The 18,597-nt window shown below is 52.1% G+C and carries 17 protein-coding genes and 1 pseudogene; 9 read left to right on the forward strand and 9 right to left on the reverse strand.

Going from position 1 to position 18,597, the window contains the following annotated elements; all coding sequences use genetic code 11:
* Nucleotides 1-57: 57 nt before the first annotated feature.
* The 7 genes from ACQ0MK_RS00360 to ACQ0MK_RS00390 all read right to left on the reverse strand — a co-directional run bounded on the left by ACQ0MK_RS00360 (nucleotide 58) and on the right by ACQ0MK_RS00390 (nucleotide 6,854).
* The gene (locus ACQ0MK_RS00360) at nucleotides 58-825 is read right to left on the reverse strand and encodes a substrate-binding periplasmic protein (protein ID WP_430474328.1); all 768 of its coding nucleotides are present in this window, start codon (nucleotides 823-825) and stop codon (nucleotides 58-60) included.
* A gap of 94 nt (nucleotides 826-919) precedes the next feature.
* Nucleotides 920-2,509, reverse strand: coding sequence for an MFS transporter (locus ACQ0MK_RS00365; RefSeq protein WP_430474329.1), 1,590 nt, complete (start codon nucleotides 2,507-2,509; stop codon nucleotides 920-922).
* A 61-nt stretch (nucleotides 2,510-2,570) separates the two neighbouring features.
* Entirely contained in the window at nucleotides 2,571-2,984 is a 414-nt protein-coding gene (locus ACQ0MK_RS00370) for a DoxX family protein (protein ID WP_430474330.1), read from the reverse strand.
* Nucleotides 2,985-3,088: 104 nt separating this feature from the next.
* Nucleotides 3,089-3,367, reverse strand: coding sequence for a DUF1427 family protein (locus tag ACQ0MK_RS00375; RefSeq protein WP_430474331.1), 279 nt, complete (start codon nucleotides 3,365-3,367; stop codon nucleotides 3,089-3,091).
* Between the two features lie 14 nt (nucleotides 3,368-3,381).
* Complete coding sequence (locus tag ACQ0MK_RS00380) at nucleotides 3,382-5,244, reverse strand: amidohydrolase (protein ID WP_430474332.1); 1,863 nt, start codon at nucleotides 5,242-5,244, stop codon at nucleotides 3,382-3,384.
* Between the two features lie 229 nt (nucleotides 5,245-5,473).
* A complete protein-coding gene (locus tag ACQ0MK_RS00385) occupies nucleotides 5,474-6,151 on the reverse strand; it encodes a hydrolase (RefSeq protein ID WP_350042551.1) in 678 nt (225 codons plus the stop codon).
* Between the two features lie 67 nt (nucleotides 6,152-6,218).
* Nucleotides 6,219-6,854: a LysE family translocator gene (locus ACQ0MK_RS00390; protein WP_430474333.1), complete on the reverse strand. Its 636-nt coding sequence runs from the start codon at nucleotides 6,852-6,854 to the stop codon at nucleotides 6,219-6,221.
* Nucleotides 6,855-7,027: 173 nt separating this feature from the next.
* Between ACQ0MK_RS00390 and ACQ0MK_RS00395 the strand changes: the two genes are divergently transcribed.
* From ACQ0MK_RS00395 to ACQ0MK_RS00410, 4 genes and pseudogenes are all read left to right on the forward strand, one after another.
* Complete coding sequence (locus ACQ0MK_RS00395) at nucleotides 7,028-7,921, forward strand: LysR family transcriptional regulator (RefSeq protein ID WP_430474334.1); 894 nt, start codon at nucleotides 7,028-7,030, stop codon at nucleotides 7,919-7,921.
* Between the two features lie 198 nt (nucleotides 7,922-8,119).
* On the forward strand, nucleotides 8,120-9,055 hold the full coding sequence (locus ACQ0MK_RS00400) for a pirin family protein (RefSeq protein WP_430474335.1): 936 nt from the start codon (nucleotides 8,120-8,122) through the stop codon (nucleotides 9,053-9,055).
* A 114-nt stretch (nucleotides 9,056-9,169) separates the two neighbouring features.
* Nucleotides 9,170-9,418: pseudogene (locus ACQ0MK_RS00405) on the forward strand (helix-turn-helix domain-containing protein); the annotation flags it as partial.
* Nucleotides 9,419-9,493: 75 nt separating this feature from the next.
* Nucleotides 9,494-10,162 (forward strand): substrate binding domain-containing protein, encoded by a 669-nt coding sequence (locus tag ACQ0MK_RS00410; RefSeq protein ID WP_430476060.1) that lies wholly within the window; start codon nucleotides 9,494-9,496, stop codon nucleotides 10,160-10,162.
* A 425-nt stretch (nucleotides 10,163-10,587) separates the two neighbouring features.
* Here the strand turns inward: ACQ0MK_RS00410 and ACQ0MK_RS00415 are convergent, their stop codons facing one another.
* Together ACQ0MK_RS00415 and ACQ0MK_RS00420 are read right to left on the reverse strand one after the other, a co-directional pair.
* Nucleotides 10,588-11,937, reverse strand: a complete 1,350-nt coding sequence (locus ACQ0MK_RS00415) for a four-carbon acid sugar kinase family protein (protein WP_430474336.1) — start codon at nucleotides 11,935-11,937, stop codon at nucleotides 10,588-10,590.
* A 2-nt stretch (nucleotides 11,938-11,939) separates the two neighbouring features.
* The gene (locus ACQ0MK_RS00420; RefSeq protein WP_430474337.1) at nucleotides 11,940-13,187 is read right to left on the reverse strand and encodes a RuBisCO large subunit C-terminal-like domain-containing protein; all 1,248 of its coding nucleotides are present in this window, start codon (nucleotides 13,185-13,187) and stop codon (nucleotides 11,940-11,942) included.
* 131 nt (nucleotides 13,188-13,318) lie between these two features.
* Here ACQ0MK_RS00420 and ACQ0MK_RS00425 point away from each other — a divergent pair, with 131 nt between their 5' ends.
* The 5 genes from ACQ0MK_RS00425 (at nucleotide 13,319) to ACQ0MK_RS00445 (ending at nucleotide 18,596) form a co-directional block, all read left to right on the forward strand.
* Entirely contained in the window at nucleotides 13,319-14,143 is an 825-nt protein-coding gene (locus tag ACQ0MK_RS00425; RefSeq protein ID WP_430474338.1) for a phosphogluconate dehydrogenase C-terminal domain-containing protein, read from the forward strand.
* Between the two features lie 78 nt (nucleotides 14,144-14,221).
* Nucleotides 14,222-15,166, forward strand: a complete 945-nt coding sequence (locus ACQ0MK_RS00430; RefSeq protein ID WP_430474339.1) for a D-ribose ABC transporter substrate-binding protein — start codon at nucleotides 14,222-14,224, stop codon at nucleotides 15,164-15,166.
* Between the two features lie 145 nt (nucleotides 15,167-15,311).
* Complete coding sequence (locus ACQ0MK_RS00435) at nucleotides 15,312-15,956, forward strand: DUF2291 family protein (protein WP_430474340.1); 645 nt, start codon at nucleotides 15,312-15,314, stop codon at nucleotides 15,954-15,956.
* Complete coding sequence (locus ACQ0MK_RS00440; RefSeq protein WP_430474341.1) at nucleotides 15,949-17,523, forward strand: sugar ABC transporter ATP-binding protein; 1,575 nt, start codon at nucleotides 15,949-15,951, stop codon at nucleotides 17,521-17,523. The genes ACQ0MK_RS00435 and ACQ0MK_RS00440 overlap by 8 nt, the downstream gene beginning before the upstream one ends.
* Complete coding sequence (locus tag ACQ0MK_RS00445) at nucleotides 17,520-18,596, forward strand: ABC transporter permease (RefSeq protein ID WP_430474342.1); 1,077 nt, start codon at nucleotides 17,520-17,522, stop codon at nucleotides 18,594-18,596. The genes ACQ0MK_RS00440 and ACQ0MK_RS00445 overlap by 4 nt, the downstream gene beginning before the upstream one ends.
* The last annotated feature ends 1 nt before the right edge of the window (nucleotide 18,597 follow it).

The following is an 18,597-nucleotide window of genomic DNA, read 5'->3' on the forward strand; positions in this document are numbered from 1 at the left end:
ATGTATGATATGGGGGCACGCCCCCATATCATTGCAATAACGTCAGAATTTTCAGGTTTATTCCTGCAAAGTGTCAGAAGCATCCAGTCTCATCCGGTACTTCGCCAAAATGCGGTCATACAGCCCACTTTGGCGGATCGTTTTCAGGCCTGTATTCAATTGTTCGAGAAGGATATCCGGCTTTTCCGTTTTGCGCGAAATGCAGGAAAAATAGGGATTTCTATCGATCACTTTGGTCTTGATCTTGTCGGCATCAGGGACCCCGTCCTCATCACCATTGAGCAGGTAATAATCCATTGGGACACTGAAGGATAAGGCCGCATCAATGCGGTTTGATATCAAAAGATTGACCAGCATCTTTTCACTATTGGCGATCACAACGTCAAATTTATCATTCCGTGCAAATGCTTCCAGACTATACCCATTCACAACACCGATGGTCATTTGGGATGCATCTTCTTTGTCGATCAAGTCGAAAACGTGTTCACGTGTGCTGTAAAAGGCGATCTGGACATTTCCAAGTACATCAGAAAACAGGAAATCTGTGTCGCGTTCTTGCAGGTAGCTGCAAGAACAAAGGCCATCAACATGCCCCGCACGGGCAAGGAAATAGGCCCGTTTCCAAGGATAGAACGGCGTTAGAAGTGTGATGTTGCGTGTGGCAAATGCGGCCCGCAAGATTTCAACGTCAAATCCGGGCATGATGTTGTTGTCAGCAATCATCGCGGCCGGGAATGGATTGCAGGCCAGTGTAACTGTCTTGCGTTCACTGGCTGATGAGCCTAATGAATTTTCTGCCATTGCCACACCGACTAATGTGGTCATAACCGCAATCATTAATGCGGAAAAGATTGCTGTACTTTTTCCTGTCCAACTCGGACAGAAATGATCTTTTTTCTTCTGAAAAAATGGAATCATATCAATTAACGGCAATTAAATGATCGACCTTTGGCTTTGTGTCGCCTGAATGCAGGCGGTTGACCTTTTCCTGAATCTCGCGATCTGCGCCAGATACCCGTTTATGATGACGCAAATGTTCGATCCATGAGCCTTCTGACCATGTTTCGACAAACAGGTCGTGATCAATGCTGTCCTGATGAAGCCCCCAATGGTAGGCGCCATGGCGCTGACGGGCCTTGCGCATTTCAGTCATGAGGTTCCGGAAAGTCTCGAGATTTTCCGGAGTGATCCGATAGGAAATTCTGATCATGACAGGACCGCGATCCTCTTCAATACTTTCCGACAGGATCGGTTCGGGCCAGTGCATTGAGGGGCTGAGATCAAGATCAGCCCCCTGGTTAAGGCGGATGCGCATTGTTGCAATCATCAGAATGATTGCACCTGCCCCGGCGGCCAGCAAGGTTGTTTCGATCGAGAACTTTTCGGCAAGCCAGCCCCAAAACACACTGCCAGCGGACATCGATCCGAAGAACAGTGTTAGAAAGACAGACAAACCCCGTGCCCGGACCCAATCCGGCAGGGCTGTTTGGACGGACACATTCAATGAAGATAAAACCGCAATCCATGACGTTCCGGCGATGAATGAGGCGACAACCGCCACGATCGGGTTTTGCATCAAAGCGAAGCTTACCATCACAAGGGCAGTTCCGATCGTGCCGGCCATAACCGTTTTGTCCGCACCAAGTCGTGCCTTGATTCGTGGCAGAACAAATGCACCGGCAACAGCCCCACTCCCGACACTGGCCAGCAGAATGCCATAAAGCTGCGCCCCGCCGTCAAGCACAGTTCGCGCAACCAACGGCAGCATTGCCCAATAGGCACTGGCAAACAAAAAGAATGCAACCGCCCGGATCAGGGTGGCAATCACCGGCGGGCTGTTAAAGACATAGCGTAAACCGGCACGCATGGCACCCAGCATGCGCTCCCGCGGCATGATCTGTCGCGTCTCGGCGGGTTTCCAGCAGACAAGAACGACAAGAATACCAAGGAAACTCAAAGTATTGAGCGCAAAGGGAGAAACCAGACCAACACTGACAATCAAAAATCCGGCCAATGCCGGGCCAATTGCACGACTGACATTAATACCCATGGAATTCAGGGCAATCGCAGCTCCAAGACGGGGTTTATCAACCAGCCCCGGAACAATCGCCTGCCATGCAGGTGCCATCAACGCTGCACAGCTTCCCATCAAAAATGTAAACAGGATCAGGATAGTAGGCGTAACCAATTGCAGATAAACCATCGCCGACAGTCCTGCTGCCAACCCGGCCATGACAAGATTGACGGAAATCAGCAATTTTCTGCGATCCATCAAATCCGCAAGCGCCCCGGCAAAGATTGCAAACAGGAATACAGGCAATGTGGTGGCAGCCTGAACCAGCGAGACAACCAGCGGAGAGGGGGACAGCTCTGTCATGAGCCAGCCTGCGCCGACATCGTGCATCCAGGTGCCGACATTTGATATGACGGTTGCCACCCACAAAAAAGCAAATGCCCGATGCCGGAACGGTGCCCATGGACCTGTATCAACTGGTTTGGTCTCGTTCATTTTCCTGTTTCCTGATCTGAAGATGGCACCGCACTCTCGGCAACCAAGGCCGCAAAACGCTTTAAACGCGTGGGTGTGTTTTTTCGGACAGAATGGCGACAAGTGCGAGCCCGGCAATGATCGCAACATGTTCAAAGAATATGTTGCCTTGTGCAGCGCGTTCGGCCTCCGGAAACGTCCAGTATGCATGTGCCATAAGGGTCGCTACAGCGGTAAATAGTCCCAATGCGCCAGCCGCCAGCCATACCTGACGCCCCAGAATGATTGCAATAGAACCGCTCAGTTGCAGAAGAATAACGCCTGCTGCCAGGGGTGCTGCGGGCGAAAGTCCAAAATGGTTCATCTCACCTATCGCCGCTGACCAGTTGAACAGTTTTGTCAAACCAGACAGCCAGAATGGACAGGTCAGAGCAACCCGGACAACAAGTTCGAGTGCAAAGCTGTTTAACAGTCTGGAAATGGGGGCTGGTGTCATGGTTTTATTCTCATGGTAAGGGAAATGGAATGTGGCAGTTGCTTAGTAATAAAGTGGGTTCGGTGCACCGGTTTCCAATTGGAATTGACCGGCGCACCAGGGGGTTAAGATTTTTTCTCAGTCGATGCTGGGTCACACTCGGTTTGAGCGCCATCATCATCACGTGCCATGTGAAAGGATTTGCCATGCAGGCAATGGGCTGTCGCTTCCTCAAGCGACATTCTGTCTTTGACCCATGTAACTGCGGTTTCACCGGCGAGCATGCCGAGCAGTCCCAGCAGGGCAATCACAGGAGGGGCAGGTGATCGGGTTCCCAGCAAGGCATAGGCAACGCCAACGCCAATTCCGATGCCAACAGAAACGATGTAAGGGGACACGGTCATTCTCTCCTCCCGAGTTAGACAGCAAAACAAGAGCAGCCAAGCGCGCCCCAAAACGATTTCGCATCGGCGATCGGCACAGGGTTATTCCAGGCGATCCCGTGATCATGTCCGTGGACACCGCAACCATGATTGCAAGCGTCATGGCATGAGCGCTCCGCATGACGTGCGTTGAATTCCGTGCGCTGACCCGGGCTTTTCTGATGCAAAACCGGGCTCCAGGAAGGAGATGCTGGTGGTATTTCTGGAGACAGGGATTGATAGCCGTCTTCGCCATAGACCACCTCACCGCCCACCATGGTCAGGACCGAATTGATCCGACGAATTTCTTCGGGCGGGACGCTCAGATAGTCGGCAGAAAGGATGGCCAGATCGGCATATTGTCCGGGTGCAAGGGTCCCTTTGACATCTGCCTCGCCCGAGAACCATGCAGAACCCTTTGTCCACAACAGAAGGGCGGTTTCGCGATCAACGACATTGTCATTGTCGTAAAGCGACATGCCGCCAACTGTCTTGCCCGTGGTCAGCCAATAAAGACCAACCCATGGATCATAGGAAGCAACACGGGTCGCATCCGTGCCTGCCCCAACTGGAAGGTCATATTCCAGCATCTTGCTTACCGGTGGGGTCGCCATGGCGGCTTCCTTGCCGTAACGGTCGACGAAATATTCGCCCTGGAATGCCATGCGATGCTGTATCGCAATACCACCACCCAGTGCCTTGATGCGTTCGATATTGCGTTCGGAAACGGTTTCGGCATGATCAATGATAAAGCGTGTCTTGAACGGTTGTTTGCCATTTACCCGCTCGAACACACCAAGGAAACGATCAATTGTTTCGTCATAAGTTGCATGAATGCGGAACGGCCATTCGCGTTCAGCCAGCAATTCGACGATGGGTTCGAGTTCGCTTTCCATAACCGGTGCCAGATCGGGGCGCGGTTCAAGGAAGTTTTCAAAATCCGCGGCCGACCATGCAAGATTTTCGCCCGCACCGTTCATGCGCAACATGTCATCGCCAGCCCCCGGTTCGGTTATCCCGACCCAGCGTTCATAATCGCTCAGTTCGTTTCCGGCATTTTGTGCAAACAGATTGTAGGCAATGCGCACAGTCATTTTCCCGTCATCATGCAGACGGCGAATGACATCGTAATCTTCGGGATAATTCTGTCCGCCACCACCGGCATCAATGACGCTGGTAATGCCAAGACGGTTCATTTCACGCATATAGTGGCGCGTGGAATTTATCTGATCCTCAATCGGAAGCTTCGGCCCCTTGGCCAGTGTCGAGTACAGGATCAAAGCAGAAGGTTTCGCCACTAAAAGGCCGGTCGGGTTGCCCTTGGCATCCTTTTCAATCACACCGCCGGGTGGGTTTGGCGTGTTCTTATCAAACCCAAGAACCTTGATCGCGGCCTGGTTCAAAAGAGCACGCCCATAAAGATGCAGGATGAAAACCGGAGTATCGGGCGCGGCAACATTGATTTCATCAAGGGTTGGCATCCGGCGTTCGGCAAACTGGAATTCCGACCAGCCACCAACAACACGCACCCATTGCGGGGCTGGCGTAACAGCAGCCTGTGTTTTGAGCATGCGCAGGGCATCGGCAACCGACGGCACATTTTCCCAGCGCAATTCCATATTGAAATTAAGACCACCCCGAATAAGGTGGGTGTGGCTGTCATTCAGCCCCGGAATGACCCGGCGTCCGGCGCCATTGATCATGCGGGTTTTGCGGTCTGCCAGTTTGCGTATCGCGGCCTCGTCACCGACCGCAAGAACCTTGCCGTCGGCAATCGCGATGGCTTCGGCTTCGGGGATTTTAGGATCGAGGGTTGTGATTTTCGCATTATAGATAATGGTTTGTGCCGTCTGGCTCATTTCGTTGCTCCTTGCCAAATTGAATGGAATTGCACCAAGTGTGGTGCTGGCTGCGAGACCCTGAACAAATGCGCGCCGTTTCATTTTTAACCACCTTCGAATTGAAGCTTTTCACCGGCATCAAACCAACAGCGTGTTATCTGCAATGCATTGGCATGAGGACACTGCAGTCGGTATCAAAGAAGAAAAGCACGACAGAGTTCGGTCTCTGTCGTGCTTCTTTTTGGTTTTAGGAGGCTGCCTTCGGGGCGATACGCGGACCATGTTCGACACGTTCCGGCGCCTTGTGAACCATGGTATAGGCGTAATCGACACCCATGCCGTAGGCACCGGAATGTTCTTTCACCAATGCCATGACATCGTCATAGGTTTCGCGATGTGCCCAGTCGCGCTGCCATTCCAGCAGAACCTGCTGCCAGGTTACCGGCACCACACCGGCCTGAACCATACGGTCCATCGCGTAATTGTGGGCATCAACGGATGTGCCGCCCGATGCATCGGCTACCATGTAGATTTCATAGCCGCCTTCAAGCATTGCGCAGAACGCAAAGGAGTTGTTGCAGACTTCGGTCCATAAACCGGAAACGATCACTTTTTTGCGACCATTTGCAGCCAGAGCATCGCGAACTTTCTGATCATCCCAAGAGTTCATCGAGGTGCGTTCAAGCAGCGGGGTTTCCGGGAAGACCGCCAGAAGTTCCGGATAGGTATGGCCTGAAAAGCTTTCGGTTTCGACGGTCGTGATCGTGGTCGGGATGTTGAAAATCTTGGCAGCCTTTGCAAGGCCAACAGTGTTGTTTTTCAGAACCTGACGGTCGATGGACTGAACACCGAATGCCATCTGAGGCTGGTGATCGATGAAGATGATCTGCGAATTTTTCGGGGTAAGAAGTTCAAGCTTTTCCATTTTTAGGTCTCCTGTTTGATAAAACGCCATTGCCTGAATGCAATAAACGCCGGGGAAGGGCCTGGGCCTAGGAAGCCGGGATCGCAGATACGATCATCAGCACACCAAAAACGACAAAGATGATACCGGTCAACGCACGCCTACGCCTTGCATGTTTTGGCTTTTGAAACATCTTTACGACGCGCCGCGCGCCGATCGCGTAACCACCCAGAACAACAAGCTTTGCAACGACAAACGTTAAAACCAGAAGTGCCAGAACAGGTGGGCCGCTCTCGGCGGGAATAAACTGTGGGAACAATGCTGCAAAAAACAGAACGGCCTTTGGGTTGCTGATCCCGACGCCGAACGAGTAAAACCAGAGGGACAATCCGTCGCGACCACGTGCTATCTCAGCAGTTCCCTTGGCCTCTTGCGGTTGGTCTATGGGTCTGAGATAGGTCCATCCCAACCACAGAACATAGAACGCACCAAACAAGCGCAGGCTAAGAAAAATCAACGGATACGCTTCGAGCAAAGCACCCAAGCCCACCACTGAAAGTGTCGCCAGAAGTGCAATTGCGACAAGATCACCACTTAGCGCACCCAACGCACGACGCCATCCAAAGACAAGAGCATTGTTGACGAGAAACAATGTCGACGGACCGGGCGTCGCGCTTTGAGCTGCGCTGATCAAGACAAAAGCAAGATATGATGATAATTCCATTGCGCACCCAAGACAATAATTTGTTCAACGAAACAGAAGGGGTTAAAGTAGCCCAATAGTTTCCTTGCCTTTTTACAAAGCAAGGTACCGTTCGAAGCGACAGTCGCAGTTCTCTGGATAAGACACTAGTACCCGTATATGATATGCTGTGTCGCAACACGGGGAACACGACATTGGACATAGATGAATTAGAAACATTTGTAGAAGTTGCTGATTCCGGGGGGATTTCCCCTGCTGCACGTCGACTGGGTCTATCCAAGTCAATCGTCAGTCGACGGCTTTCGCGTCTGGAATCAGCGCTTGGTGTCCAGCTTCTGGCGCGCACAACCCGCGGTGCGGCACTCACCGAGGCCGGAACCACATTTCGTGAACATGCTGCGCGGATTCGGGATGAGTTAGAGTTGGCAAAGGACACACTGCTGCCAACAGGTGAGCTTTGTGGCCGAATTCGTATCGCCATGCCGCTTTCGTTTGGTCCGACGCACTTTGCCCCCGTGCTTGCAAAAATGGCGCAACGCTATCCCCAGCTTCAGATCAATGCCTGCTATAGTGATCGCTTCGTCGACCTTATTGCCGAGGGGTTTGATTGTGCGATCCGGGTGGGCCTTCTTCCAGATTCCAACCTGCTTGCAAAGCACGTTGCGCCGATCCATGGCAAGCTCGTTGCAAGTCCCTCTTACATCGAGACGCATGGCGCGCCGGAAACGCCCGAAGACATTGTATTCCATCAAGCCGTTCTACAGGGTACCGAGTCCTGGTATCTGATGGACGGCGACAAAACCGTTACGGTGCAGCCGCAAGGGCGTTTCAAGTCCGATAATGGCATAGCACTGGCCGCTGCAGCCGCAGAAGGTCTTGGCATTGGATGTGTTCCCAACTGCCTTGCTCACGGATATCTGGCCTCTGGTGCCCTCGTTCCGGTTATGCCTCAATATCCACCCAAATCCGGGGCTGCCTATGTGGTTCGTCCACCTGGAAGTTACCCGGATCGGAAAGTGCGCATATTGACCGAAATGATCATTGAACATGTCCAGTCCAATCCCCACCTCTGGGAACGAAACCCCTGACAACCTGACAAGAGCCAAACCAGAGGCCCGACCAAGCGTATTTCCAGAAGTCATTCCACTTCGCGCGACACAGTTAAGCGCATCGCGTGACTAGCGGAGCGAAAAAACATACGCCAGTCTGGGGTGTCCTTTCGGATCGGCTGTGCATATTGCCTGCTCGGCCCGGAAGGGCAGTAAGGACAAGTGAGGAAGGTGCGTATGAGTTGGAACCCCGCATTGCAACCGGGCTGCCCCGATGATGTAGATACTGACGCGATTGAGACACTCATTGTCCCGCGTGCAAGAGATCTTGGTGATTTCGAAGTTCGTCGCGCCCTGCCTGCACCAAAGCGGCAGATGGTGGGGCCTTTCATCTTCTTTGATCAAGCGGGGCCGGCGGAATTCCTGACCGGCCAAGGTGTCGATGTAAGACCACACCCGCATATCGGCCTTGGCACAGTCACGTATCTTTTCCGCGGTGATTTCCATCATCGGGATAGTACAGGGGCAGACCAGATCATCCGTCCCGGCGAGTTGAACTGGATGGTTGCCGGGCGCGGTGTATCCCACTCAGAGCGGACTTCAGCGCAAGCCCGTTCCGGGCCCAACAGTTTGTTCGGGATACAGACTTGGCTCGCACTACCCGATCAGTACGAGGACATGGCACCGACATTCGAGCACCATAATAAGGAAACGCTGCCAATAATCGAGGATTCCGGCGTCAAGCTTCGACTTATTCTCGGCAACGCCTATGGCAAATCTGCCCCCGCGACAATGCTCTCAGAAACCTTTTACGCTGATGTGGTGCTCGATGCCGGAGGTCGATTGCCATTGCCCGATAATCATGAGGACAGAGGCATCTACATCGTCGAAGGGACGATATCGATCGCTGGACAAGAATATGAGGCATCACAGATGATGGTCTTCCGTCCAGGCGACAAAATTACAGTCTCGGCTGGTGACAGAGGCGCACGGATCATGATCCTCGGTGGTGCGACCCTTGAAGGACCACGTTACATCTGGTGGAACTTTGTTGCCTCATCAAAAGAGCGTATCGAAGAAGCCAAAGCCGAATGGCGCGCAGCAAACTGGGGCAAGGGGCGTTTCGATCTTCCGATCAATGACCGTGATGAACACATCCCACTGCCGGATTGAAACGCAGCGACGGAATACGCCCCCGACAGCCAAGCCGGTCCAGCGATGCTTTCGCGCTCGTTTCAAAACATCTTTTTCTGAGATCACAGCCATCACCCGCGCTACATCAATGAGATGGACACGTGCAGTTCTGCACGCGGCAAACCAACACCCCTTGGCGTGCTGCTGTGTTGTGAAATTGAGAACGCCAAATTGAATATAGAAGACTTAGAGACATTCGTCGGGGTTGCTGATTCCGGGGGGATTTCCCCTGCTGCGCGCCGACTGGGTCTATCCAAATCAATCGTCAGTCGACGGCTTTTGCGTCTGGAGTCAGCGCTTGGTGTTCAGCTTCTTGCCCGAACAACACGCGGCGCTGCCCTTACCGAAGCTGGCGTTACATTTCGAGAACACGCCATAAGGGTCACTGCCGAAATCGAACAGGCAAGGGAAACGATTATGCCAACGGGTGATCTTCGCGGTCGCCTTCGAATTGCCATGCCGCTCTCCTTGGGGCCGACACACTTTTCCACCGTGCTTGCAAACATGGCGCTGCGCTATCCCCAGCTTCAGCTCCATGCTTCCTATAGCGACCGCTTTGTTGATCTTATTAGCGAGGGTTTTGATTGCGCGATCCGGGTGGGCTACCTTCAAAACTCCAACCTGCTCGCCAAACGCATCGGCACCGTCTATCTGAAACTTGTCGCAAGCCCATCTTACATCGAAGCACATGGAGCACCGGAAACCCCCGAGGAGCTCATAACGCATAAGGCACTGATGCAGGGAACAGAGTCCTGGAAATTTATGGATTGCGACAAGATCATCACGGTTCAGCCACAGGGACACTTCAAATCCGACAACGGTATCGCACTTACCGCTGCGGCAACAGCCGGGCTGGGCCTTGCGTACCTGCCCGACAGCTTGATCTGTGAATATTTAAGATCCGGCGCACTCATTCCGGTTATGACAAGCTATCCCCCACCGCCTGCGGCTGCATATGTTGTCAGACCACCTGGCCAGCATCCGGTGCGAAAAGTTCAACTACTTACCGAAATGCTGATTGAGTATTTCGAACAAAACCGATGCCTTGGGGGGAGAGCTGGAGGTTTACCGCAAAGCTCTGGTTAACTCGCAGAGGCAAATCTCAGAAGTGATAACAATATATCTGTGCGGGATTGAGCCTGTTTGGGAAAGCGAGTTGCCCATTCTAAATGCCGTGCGCGACGATCGCAGCTTTGTCTTTTTTCATCCAAAGAGACGATAAAAGAGAATTGTCAGCTTTTCTGTCAATTCCGCAGATTTTTGTCAGCTTATGTGTCAATCCATGTCAACTTATCTGGCAATCGGAACTGCCAAGTTATTGATTTTGTTTCATATCAAATGTCACCTTTTGTGGCATCTGACAAATGTTGTCGAGTGCCACAAAAGATGACATTTTCGCCAGAGAAGATGACATTCTCGCCAGAAATGATGAAACTGGCACTCGACAATGCCCTCGTTGGCAAAAGAGCTTTGAATAAATAAAGCTCCTTTCCCGTGATCATAATTCGGGGTTATTGCACCAGCTTTCCGTCCCGTAATGAAATAAAGTAGTCGTCCTTACCTATCTGGCCGCCTTTGAGAGCGATTTCCAGTTGGGTTCCATCATTGTGAAAGGCATTGCACAAAGGGGACCCCGGTGTTTGCGGTATGGGGTGGCGCAGTGTTAAGGCGTAAATGTTCATTTCGCTTAGTGCCAGACTAGATGTATCACCGCCGGCAATAATGGCGCGTTCCAACTTATGCTCGCGGATCAACCTGTCGAGCAGTGCTCCCAGATGGCGCCCGGCGATGTCTGCAGAAGCGGTTTGAGCACTGGTGACCGTTTCTGGGCCGCGCGCTGTGTAAATGATCGGGCTTTTACCACTCTGTAGGTGTTTTGAAGCAGCCTTGGCGGTTTGTTCGAGAGCAAGCTCCGTTCCTTGCCCGGAAATCAGTGCATGATAGTCAACCGGAACGCCCGCAAAATTCTCAGAAAGGGCCGTTTCAATCTGGTTTGCCGTGGTTGAAGAACAACTTCCTGAAACAACAGCAATGCGATCGAGTTTTTTTGGGCTGGAAATTTGCGGTGCGGGTCCAATGAGGTCGGCCTGCCGCCATGCCCGAAGCAATGCATACTCAACACCCGATGATCCAACTGCGAACGGGCCGAGTAATTTACGGAAAGTATGCAGAAACGCGCCAGCGGCCGCCTGACTTGGATCGTCGTAAACATCAAGAAGAAGGCATTGTTGATCTGGAAGTGTGGTTCGCGTTCCATGTCCGTCATACGCTCCTTCAAGGAGGGTCTTTACTTGATCAGAGGTAACGCAGGCTGAAGAAAGCGAACTCTGCCTGCCCAGATGCAAAAGAAGGTCAGCTTCGGTCATCGGTGTTGCGGGGTGTTGGCTCATGATCGGGTGTCGGTCTATGCGACAGGTCCGGTCGCGGTATGCGGCAAACAGATGCCCAAAGAAGGTATATCGGCGAAGCTGGGGGGCGCCGACAATCAACGGAACCTGTTTTTGGTCAAACACGGTTCTGCCGATTTCTATGGCGCGTCCGATCGAACCCTGTTGCGGTGCACTGTCGAAAGTTGAACATGTTTTATAATGAGAATGCTTTGCGTTCAGTCGCTGCAACCATTGGAAAATATCAGGCAGATTGTCGTCCATCCATTGAGGGGATTGGCTTCGGCTAATCCCTGCCAGACCAACAGCCCTGCAGTTTTTAAACTGTTCAATGTGATGAGCTTCCGGGATGCGCGTAAACAAAACGGTTTCAATACCGTTTGAAGACAATGCCTCCATGACGTCGGTGGAACCGGTAAAGTCATCCCCGTAAAAAGAGAGAAACAGGTCTTGGGCGAATGAATTTCTAGACATGATCATTTTTTCCGGAAGGTCGAAAGAGCAAGGCGGAGTTCTTCATGGTCTTTGGCAAATTCATCAGCTGGAATGCCCTGCACTGCGGCCGAGGCAGCCTGCTGAATACTTGCGACGCCGCCTGCAACGCCGCCGGGATGACCGATGATTCCGCCACCTGCGCAATAGATGAAATCAGTATGATCAAGTGCCGCGATGGTCTGTTCCATTTGCACAGCTGTCTGACCAGATGAGAAAACCGGCATTGCGTGAGCCGTTTGATTGGTGGTGACATTTTCGCCAAGTGCGCGGGCAGACTCCATGACAGTGTCGTCGCATTCGGTGAATTTGTTGTCGATCCCGTTGACATGAAGATGGTCAGCGCCCGCCAACCGCCAGAATTTTTGCCAGGCGCGAAACGAAATACCGATGTCCGGAGATCGTGAGAAAATACCCCAGCCGTTGCGATGACAGTGCAGGGGAAGAGAAGAATGCGCACGAATAGCACTTAGCCCCGTCAAACCGATCGAAAACAGACTGACCATGATGCATGTGCCACCCAGCTCACGTACCAGATCCGCATTGCGTTTCATCTCGTCGATCTCGCCGGTAATGTTAAAGGCATACATCGGCATTTTTCCGGTGCGGTCGGCATAGTCATTGATGACATGCATGACCTCTTGGGCGCGTTCGGGGAATGGGCAGTGCGGGCCATTTCCCTGCAGTTCATCATCCTTGATGAAATCGATACCGCCTTCGATCAGTTGAAGGACAAGTTGCGCGGTTTCCTGCGGTGACAGGCCCACACTGGGTTTGATGATGGTGCCGATCATTGGTCGGTTGGAAACACCGGCAAGTTCGAGAGTGCCTTTACGCCCGAATGCAGGGCCGGGACAGGTCTGCGAAAATGCATCCGGGAATTCGACATCAAGCAAGCGCAATGCCGATATATCGGCCAGTTCAAACAGATTGCCAGCAACTGTCGCAAGAGCGTTGGTAAGCGATGTGCCCATATTGTCCAAAGGCCAGGATAGCGTGATAACCCCGCGTGAATAACACGTTCCCTGTGTTCGGGTGGGGAGTGACGGTGTTGCCGATCGAGATCGTTCTTCGACCATCTCAACCCGTGCACCGTATCTTTGGCGCAGTGCGTCTGTTTCCCCGGCAAGTTTCAAAAAAGTTCCCGAAGATTGTTCGCCTGCAATGACTTTGGCGGCGTGTTCTAGGCTCTTGGGGCTTTCAACCTCGTAATGGGCGAGCAGTCTTTCCATTGATGTAGTCCTCTCGGCGGTAAAGCTTCTTTAAGTTAATATTACGATTATCATCTCATCATACCAGTTGACAATATGATGAATGTTGGTAATTGTTGTTTCAACAAACAAAAACACCAACAGGAGGAAGCATGAAGATCGCTTTGATCGGTGCCGGTGGCAAAATGGGGGTTCGGCTTTCGGCCAATCTCAAGGGTTCGCGCTTTGATGTTGCGCATGTCGAAATTACCGAAGCAGGGCAGGCTCGTCTGAAGGATGTAGTTGGTGTCAACTGTGTCGCGCTTGATGATGCTTTGGCCGGTGCACGTGCCGTTATTCTTGCTGTTCCAGATACAGCGATTAGGGCCGTTTCACATGGTCTGATTGACAAGGTTGCACCAGGCACCATGATCATTGCACTTGATGCGGCCGCACCTTTTGCGGGCCATTTTCCAGAGCGCAATGATGTGACCTATTTCGTCACTCATCCTTGTCATCCGCCAATTTTCAATGAAGAAACAGACATGGCCGCCAAGCGCGACTATTTCGGTGGCGTTGCGGCAAAACAGGCTATTGTCAGCGCCTTGATGCAGGGACCTGACGAGGATTTCGGGCTTGGAGAAGAGATTGCAAAAACAATTTTCCAGCCGATTTTGCGGTCTCATCGTGTGTCCGTTGATGAAATGGCCTTGCTGGAGCCCGGGTTGTCCGAGACAGTTTGTGCTACCTTGCTGGTTGTAATGAAAGATGCGCTGGACGAGGTCGTGCGTCGTGGCGTGAATGAGCAGGCAGCACGTGACTTCCTTTTGGGACATCTTAATATTCTTGGTGCCGTTGTTATGGGCGAAATACAGGGTGAATTCTCTGACGCGTGTAACAAGGCAATTAATAACGGAAAGCCACGTTTGATGCGTGACGACTGGATCGGGGTATTCGAACCGGACGAAATCAAAGAAAGCATCCGTCGGATCACCTGATAAGGCGCGGCATTAGAACTTCGAAACAGAAGCATGTCGCATGGTGACTATAAATTTTATGTATCTAGGGAGGTACAAATGACGTTTAAGCGTAGAGCACTTTTTGCGGGCGTGGCAATGGTGATGGGTTTGGCTACAACCATGCCGGGACCAGCATCCGCAGCAGACTTGATTGCGATCATTACCCCGTCTCACGACAATCCCTTCTTTAAAGCAGAAGCTGAAGGTGCAAAACAGCGGGCCGAGGAACTTGGTTATGAGACCCTTGTTCTGGTGCATGATGATGATCCAAACAAGCAGAACCAGCTTTACGATACGGCAATAGCCCGCGGTGCAAAGGCGATCATTCTTGATAATGCCGGTGCAGAAGCGACAGTCGCCCCTGTTCGTCGTGCGAAAGAAGCCGGCATCCCGTCTTTCCTTATCGATCGCGAGATCAAGGAATCAGGGATTGCTGTTTCGCAGATTGTCTCGAACAACTATCAGGGCGCTCAGCTTGGCGCGGAGGAATTCGTTCGCCAGATGGGTGAAGAAGGCAAATACGCAGAGCTTCTTGGACGAGAAGCCGACACCAATGCCGGCATTCGTTCTTCGGGCTATCACGATATCATTGATCAATATCCCGATATGGAAATGGTGGCCCAGCAGTCTGCCAACTGGAGTCAAACCGAAGCCTACGAAAAGATGGAAACCATCCTTCAGGCCAACCCGGATATCAAAGGTGTGATTTCTGGAAATGACACCATGGCGATGGGGGCGATTGCAGCCCTTCAGGCCGCTGGTCGCAATGATGTGATTGTTGTCGGGTTCGACGGCAGCAATGACGTTCGTGATTCCATTCTTGAAGGTGGTATCAAGGCAACTGTTCTGCAGCCTGCTTACCGTCAGGCCCAGATCGCAGTAGAGCAAGCCGATCAGTATCTGAAGACGGGATCGACAGGTCAGGATGAAAAGCAGTTGATGGATTGTGTTCTGATCACTGCTGATAACGCCAAGCAGTTGGAAACCTTTGCACTGAAGTAAGTGAACAACGACGATAGTATATTTCGTCGGTTACTATCTTTTGTGCCGGATGGGCGGGGCGTAGCGTGGGCTGCGTTCCCCGCTCTCCGCAGAGATTGAGTTTTGCAATCTTCTCAAGGAGGCCAGCTTGAAGCGCGTTGGGCCAATGATAAAATTGCTTCTGCTTTTGCCTTTGGTGTTCTTGGTCGAGGCATGCCAACTGGTAAAGAACGATGCAGAGAATGACAATAAGGCAACTGTTTCAGGTTCGTCTTATCGAGATATGCCTGCTCTGGTAGAGGAAATTTGGGCGGATCGGGTTGTTCCGCATCTTAAAAGTTCGGGTGCTGATTTCGCCGACATTCGGGCTGCACTTGAGACCGATCTTGATGCTACTGGTGACTCTTTTGGATATCGTCCATCCAGCGAGGGCAGTCCGTGGAACTTTGCGACCCGGATTGAGGGGAAAATCGTCGCGGCCAAAACAGATACGCGGGCCGCGACTGCAGATGTTGATATCGACGGGGATGGTCGTGCAGACGCCGTCATACAGCTTGGCCCGGTCATCCGTGGCACGACGTTGCGTGATGTTTTGCCATTCTTCGATTTTACGTCTTTCACCGACCAGATTGAGTTTGCGCAATTATCGCGGGCTCTAAATACCAAGGCCTTTGATACTGTTTTGGCAGACCTGTCGCGTGAGGGCCTTGTCGGAAAATCTGTTGCCGCCACTGGCGCGTTTACAATGCGAAATCCCGATGACACCGTTCTGATTACCCCGATTGAAATCGAGGTGACTGGAAATGAATGACCTTTCTTATAGCGAAGAACACAAAATCGGATTGACGGTGCGGGGGGCAACGAAAGTTTATCCTGGAACGTTGGCGCTGAATGAAGCCGATTTTGATGTCAGGCTGGGGGCTGTGAACGTTCTTGTTGGTGAAAACGGTGCCGGAAAGTCTACCCTTATGAAGGTCATCGCCGGGGTTGAACAATTAACGTCCGGTGAGATTGCGGTGGATGGTAAACGCGTTCGGTTCGCCCATACACGTGCTGCTGCTGCGCATGGCATCGGCATCGTTTTTCAGGAACTTAATCTGTTCCCGAACATGACTGTTGCCGACAACATTTTCATTGCACGCGAGAAAACACGCGGAGGTGTCGACATAAACAGTCGCAGCCAGCGCGCAGAAGCCGCAAGCTTAATGAAACGCCTGGAACATGACATTTCGCCCGATGCGCTTGTGGGCGAGTTGAGCATCGGCGAGCAGCAGATTGTCGAAATTGCCAAGGCCCTGGCACAGGATGCGCGCATTCTGATTATGGATGAACCAACATCGGCCCTCAGCGCGGCTGAAGTGGAAATTCTTTTCCGCGTGATCAAGGATCTTAAAAAGTCCGGCGTGGGAATTATTTACATTTCCCATCGGCTCGAAGAGCTTATTCGGATTGGTGACTATATCACCGTCTTGCGTGACGGGTGCATTACCGGGTCGCGTTCAATGAAGGGGGTGGAGGTCAGCTGGATTGTACGCAACATGATTGGCGCGGCTTCCAAGGACTTCTCGAAATCACTGACGCACCAACTTGGTGCAGAAGTATTCCGGGCCGAAGATATATGTCTGCCAAGCAAAAATGGCGGACTTGTCGTTGATCGCGTTTCCATGTCCCTGAGGTCCGGCGAGATCGTCGGCATTTACGGTTTGATGGGGGCAGGGCGGTCTGAATTTTTCGAATGCATCATGGCCCAGCATCCGGTGTGTACCGGAAAGTTTTACGTGGATGGCAAGCCCCTTGATGAAACCAGCGTGGCGGGGCGAATAGAGCGCGGAATTGCCTTAATCCCGGAGGATCGAAAAGGTGCAGGACTGGTTCAAATCTTACCGATCCGTGAAAACATGTCGCTGTCCAGCCTGATGAAATTTACCAGACGCGGGCATTTGAGTCTCAAGAAAGAGGGTGAGGCGGTCGCAGATATGGTGCGTGACCTGTTTATCAAGGTTGCAAGTGTTGAAAATCCGGTCAGCTCATTATCAGGTGGGAACCAGCAAAAGGTCGTCATCGGCAAAGCCCTGATGACCAACCCCAAATTGCTGCTGATGGATGAACCAAGTCGCGGCATTGATATCGGGGCAAAGGCCGAAGTCTTTCAAGAAATGCGCAAGCTTGCAGCGGATGGTCTGGGGATATTGTTTGTGACCTCTGACCTTGAAGAGGTGATGTCTCTTTCTGACAGAATTCTGGTGATGTCAAAGGGACGGGTGATCAGGGAATTTACCCAGCAAGAAGCGACCGAAGAAAAGATCATTGCCGCATCTGCAGTCGGTCACACAACAACAAGCCAGAAAACGGCTGAGAACACGGAGTTGCAGATATGACATCCATCGCATCAGCCGGAACGGCATCAGGAAACAGCAATCAGACATGGCTTTTGCTTTTGTTGAAGCTGCGCACATTTATTGCACTGATTGTTGTGTTTGCATTCTTTGCATTTGCAGCCCCAAATTTTCTAAGCGCGGCCAATTTTGTGATCATGTCAAAACATGTGGCCTTGAACGCGTTCCTTGCGATTGGCATGACCTTTGTCATCATTACCGGGGGCATTGACCTTTCGGTTGGCTCAATTGTTGGATTGTGCGGCATGGTTGCGGGGTGGCTGATCCTGAACGGTGTTGATATCGGGATTGGCTATACGCTCTATTTCAATATCTTTGAAATCTTTGCGATAACGCTTCTTGTCGGTGTTCTTTTTGGGGCGATAAACGGTGCCTTGATCACCAAGCTTAATGTTGCGCCGTTCATCGCGACCCTTGGAACGCTATACGTCGCAAGGGGGCTTGCTTTGCTATCCTCTGACGGGGCGACGTTCCCAAACTTGGTCGGCAACCCGGAATATGGGTCTAACGGATTGAGTGTGTTGGGTTCGGGTGCCTTTATGGGGATCCCGGTATCAATCTGGATTTTGATCGCGGTTGGATGTGGCGCTGCCTATATCGCAGGTCGTACGCCGCTTGGTCGTCACATCTATGCGGTTGGGGGGAATGAGCACGCGGCCGCACTGTCGGGTGTGAAGGTCAATCGTGTCAAAATGTTCGTCTATATGTTTTCCGGGTTCTGTGCGGCAATTGTCGGGCTGGTGATTTCGTCCCAGCTTGTTGCAGCCCATCCGGCAACAGGCGAGACATTCGAATTAAACGCAATTGCTGCTGCAGTTCTTGGTGGTACTTCAATGTCCGGCGGACGGGGGCGTATTGCCGGAACCATTATCGGCGCCTTTGTTATCGGCATACTTTCTGATGGCTTGGTTATGATGGGGGTTAGTTCGTTTTGGCAAACCGTGATCAAGGGTCTGGTGATTATTGCAGCCGTGGTCGTCGATCAGGCGCAGCAACGCCTGCAAGCAAAAGTCGCTTTGCAGCAACAGGCCGCATTGAGCACCCAGGAAGGATAAA

It is taken from the genome of Thalassospira lucentensis (assembly GCF_050516545.1).
GTDB lineage: Bacteria > Pseudomonadota > Alphaproteobacteria > Rhodospirillales > Thalassospiraceae > Thalassospira > Thalassospira lucentensis_C.

What these genes read in the sequence shown, in the direction of transcription:
- ACQ0MK_RS00445 (WP_430474342.1), top strand. Translation starts at nt 17,520, where the DNA reads ATGACATCCATCGCATCAGCCGGAACGGCATCAGGAAACAGCAATCAG.
- ACQ0MK_RS00365 (WP_430474329.1), bottom strand. Translation starts at nt 2,509, where the DNA reads ATGAACGAGACCAAACCAGTTGATACAGGTCCATGGGCACCGTTCCGG.
- ACQ0MK_RS00385 (WP_350042551.1), bottom strand. Translation starts at nt 6,151, where the DNA reads ATGGAAAAGCTTGAACTTCTTACCCCGAAAAATTCGCAGATCATCTTC.
- ACQ0MK_RS00410 (WP_430476060.1), top strand. Translation starts at nt 9,494, where the DNA reads ATGCCAACGGGTGATCTTCGCGGTCGCCTTCGAATTGCCATGCCGCTC.
- ACQ0MK_RS00435 (WP_430474340.1), top strand. Translation starts at nt 15,312, where the DNA reads ATGATAAAATTGCTTCTGCTTTTGCCTTTGGTGTTCTTGGTCGAGGCA.
- ACQ0MK_RS00425 (WP_430474338.1), top strand. Translation starts at nt 13,319, where the DNA reads ATGAAGATCGCTTTGATCGGTGCCGGTGGCAAAATGGGGGTTCGGCTT.
- ACQ0MK_RS00440 (WP_430474341.1), top strand. Translation starts at nt 15,949, where the DNA reads ATGAATGACCTTTCTTATAGCGAAGAACACAAAATCGGATTGACGGTG.
- ACQ0MK_RS00390 (WP_430474333.1), bottom strand. Translation starts at nt 6,854, where the DNA reads ATGGAATTATCATCATATCTTGCTTTTGTCTTGATCAGCGCAGCTCAA.
- ACQ0MK_RS00370 (WP_430474330.1), bottom strand. Translation starts at nt 2,984, where the DNA reads ATGACACCAGCCCCCATTTCCAGACTGTTAAACAGCTTTGCACTCGAA.
- ACQ0MK_RS00360 (WP_430474328.1), bottom strand. Translation starts at nt 825, where the DNA reads ATGACCACATTAGTCGGTGTGGCAATGGCAGAAAATTCATTAGGCTCA.
- ACQ0MK_RS00430 (WP_430474339.1), top strand. Translation starts at nt 14,222, where the DNA reads ATGACGTTTAAGCGTAGAGCACTTTTTGCGGGCGTGGCAATGGTGATG.
- ACQ0MK_RS00415 (WP_430474336.1), bottom strand. Translation starts at nt 11,937, where the DNA reads ATGTCTAGAAATTCATTCGCCCAAGACCTGTTTCTCTCTTTTTACGGG.
- ACQ0MK_RS00420 (WP_430474337.1), bottom strand. Translation starts at nt 13,187, where the DNA reads ATGGAAAGACTGCTCGCCCATTACGAGGTTGAAAGCCCCAAGAGCCTA.
- ACQ0MK_RS00400 (WP_430474335.1), top strand. Translation starts at nt 8,120, where the DNA reads ATGAGTTGGAACCCCGCATTGCAACCGGGCTGCCCCGATGATGTAGAT.
- ACQ0MK_RS00375 (WP_430474331.1), bottom strand. Translation starts at nt 3,367, where the DNA reads ATGACCGTGTCCCCTTACATCGTTTCTGTTGGCATCGGAATTGGCGTT.
- ACQ0MK_RS00380 (WP_430474332.1), bottom strand. Translation starts at nt 5,244, where the DNA reads ATGAGCCAGACGGCACAAACCATTATCTATAATGCGAAAATCACAACC.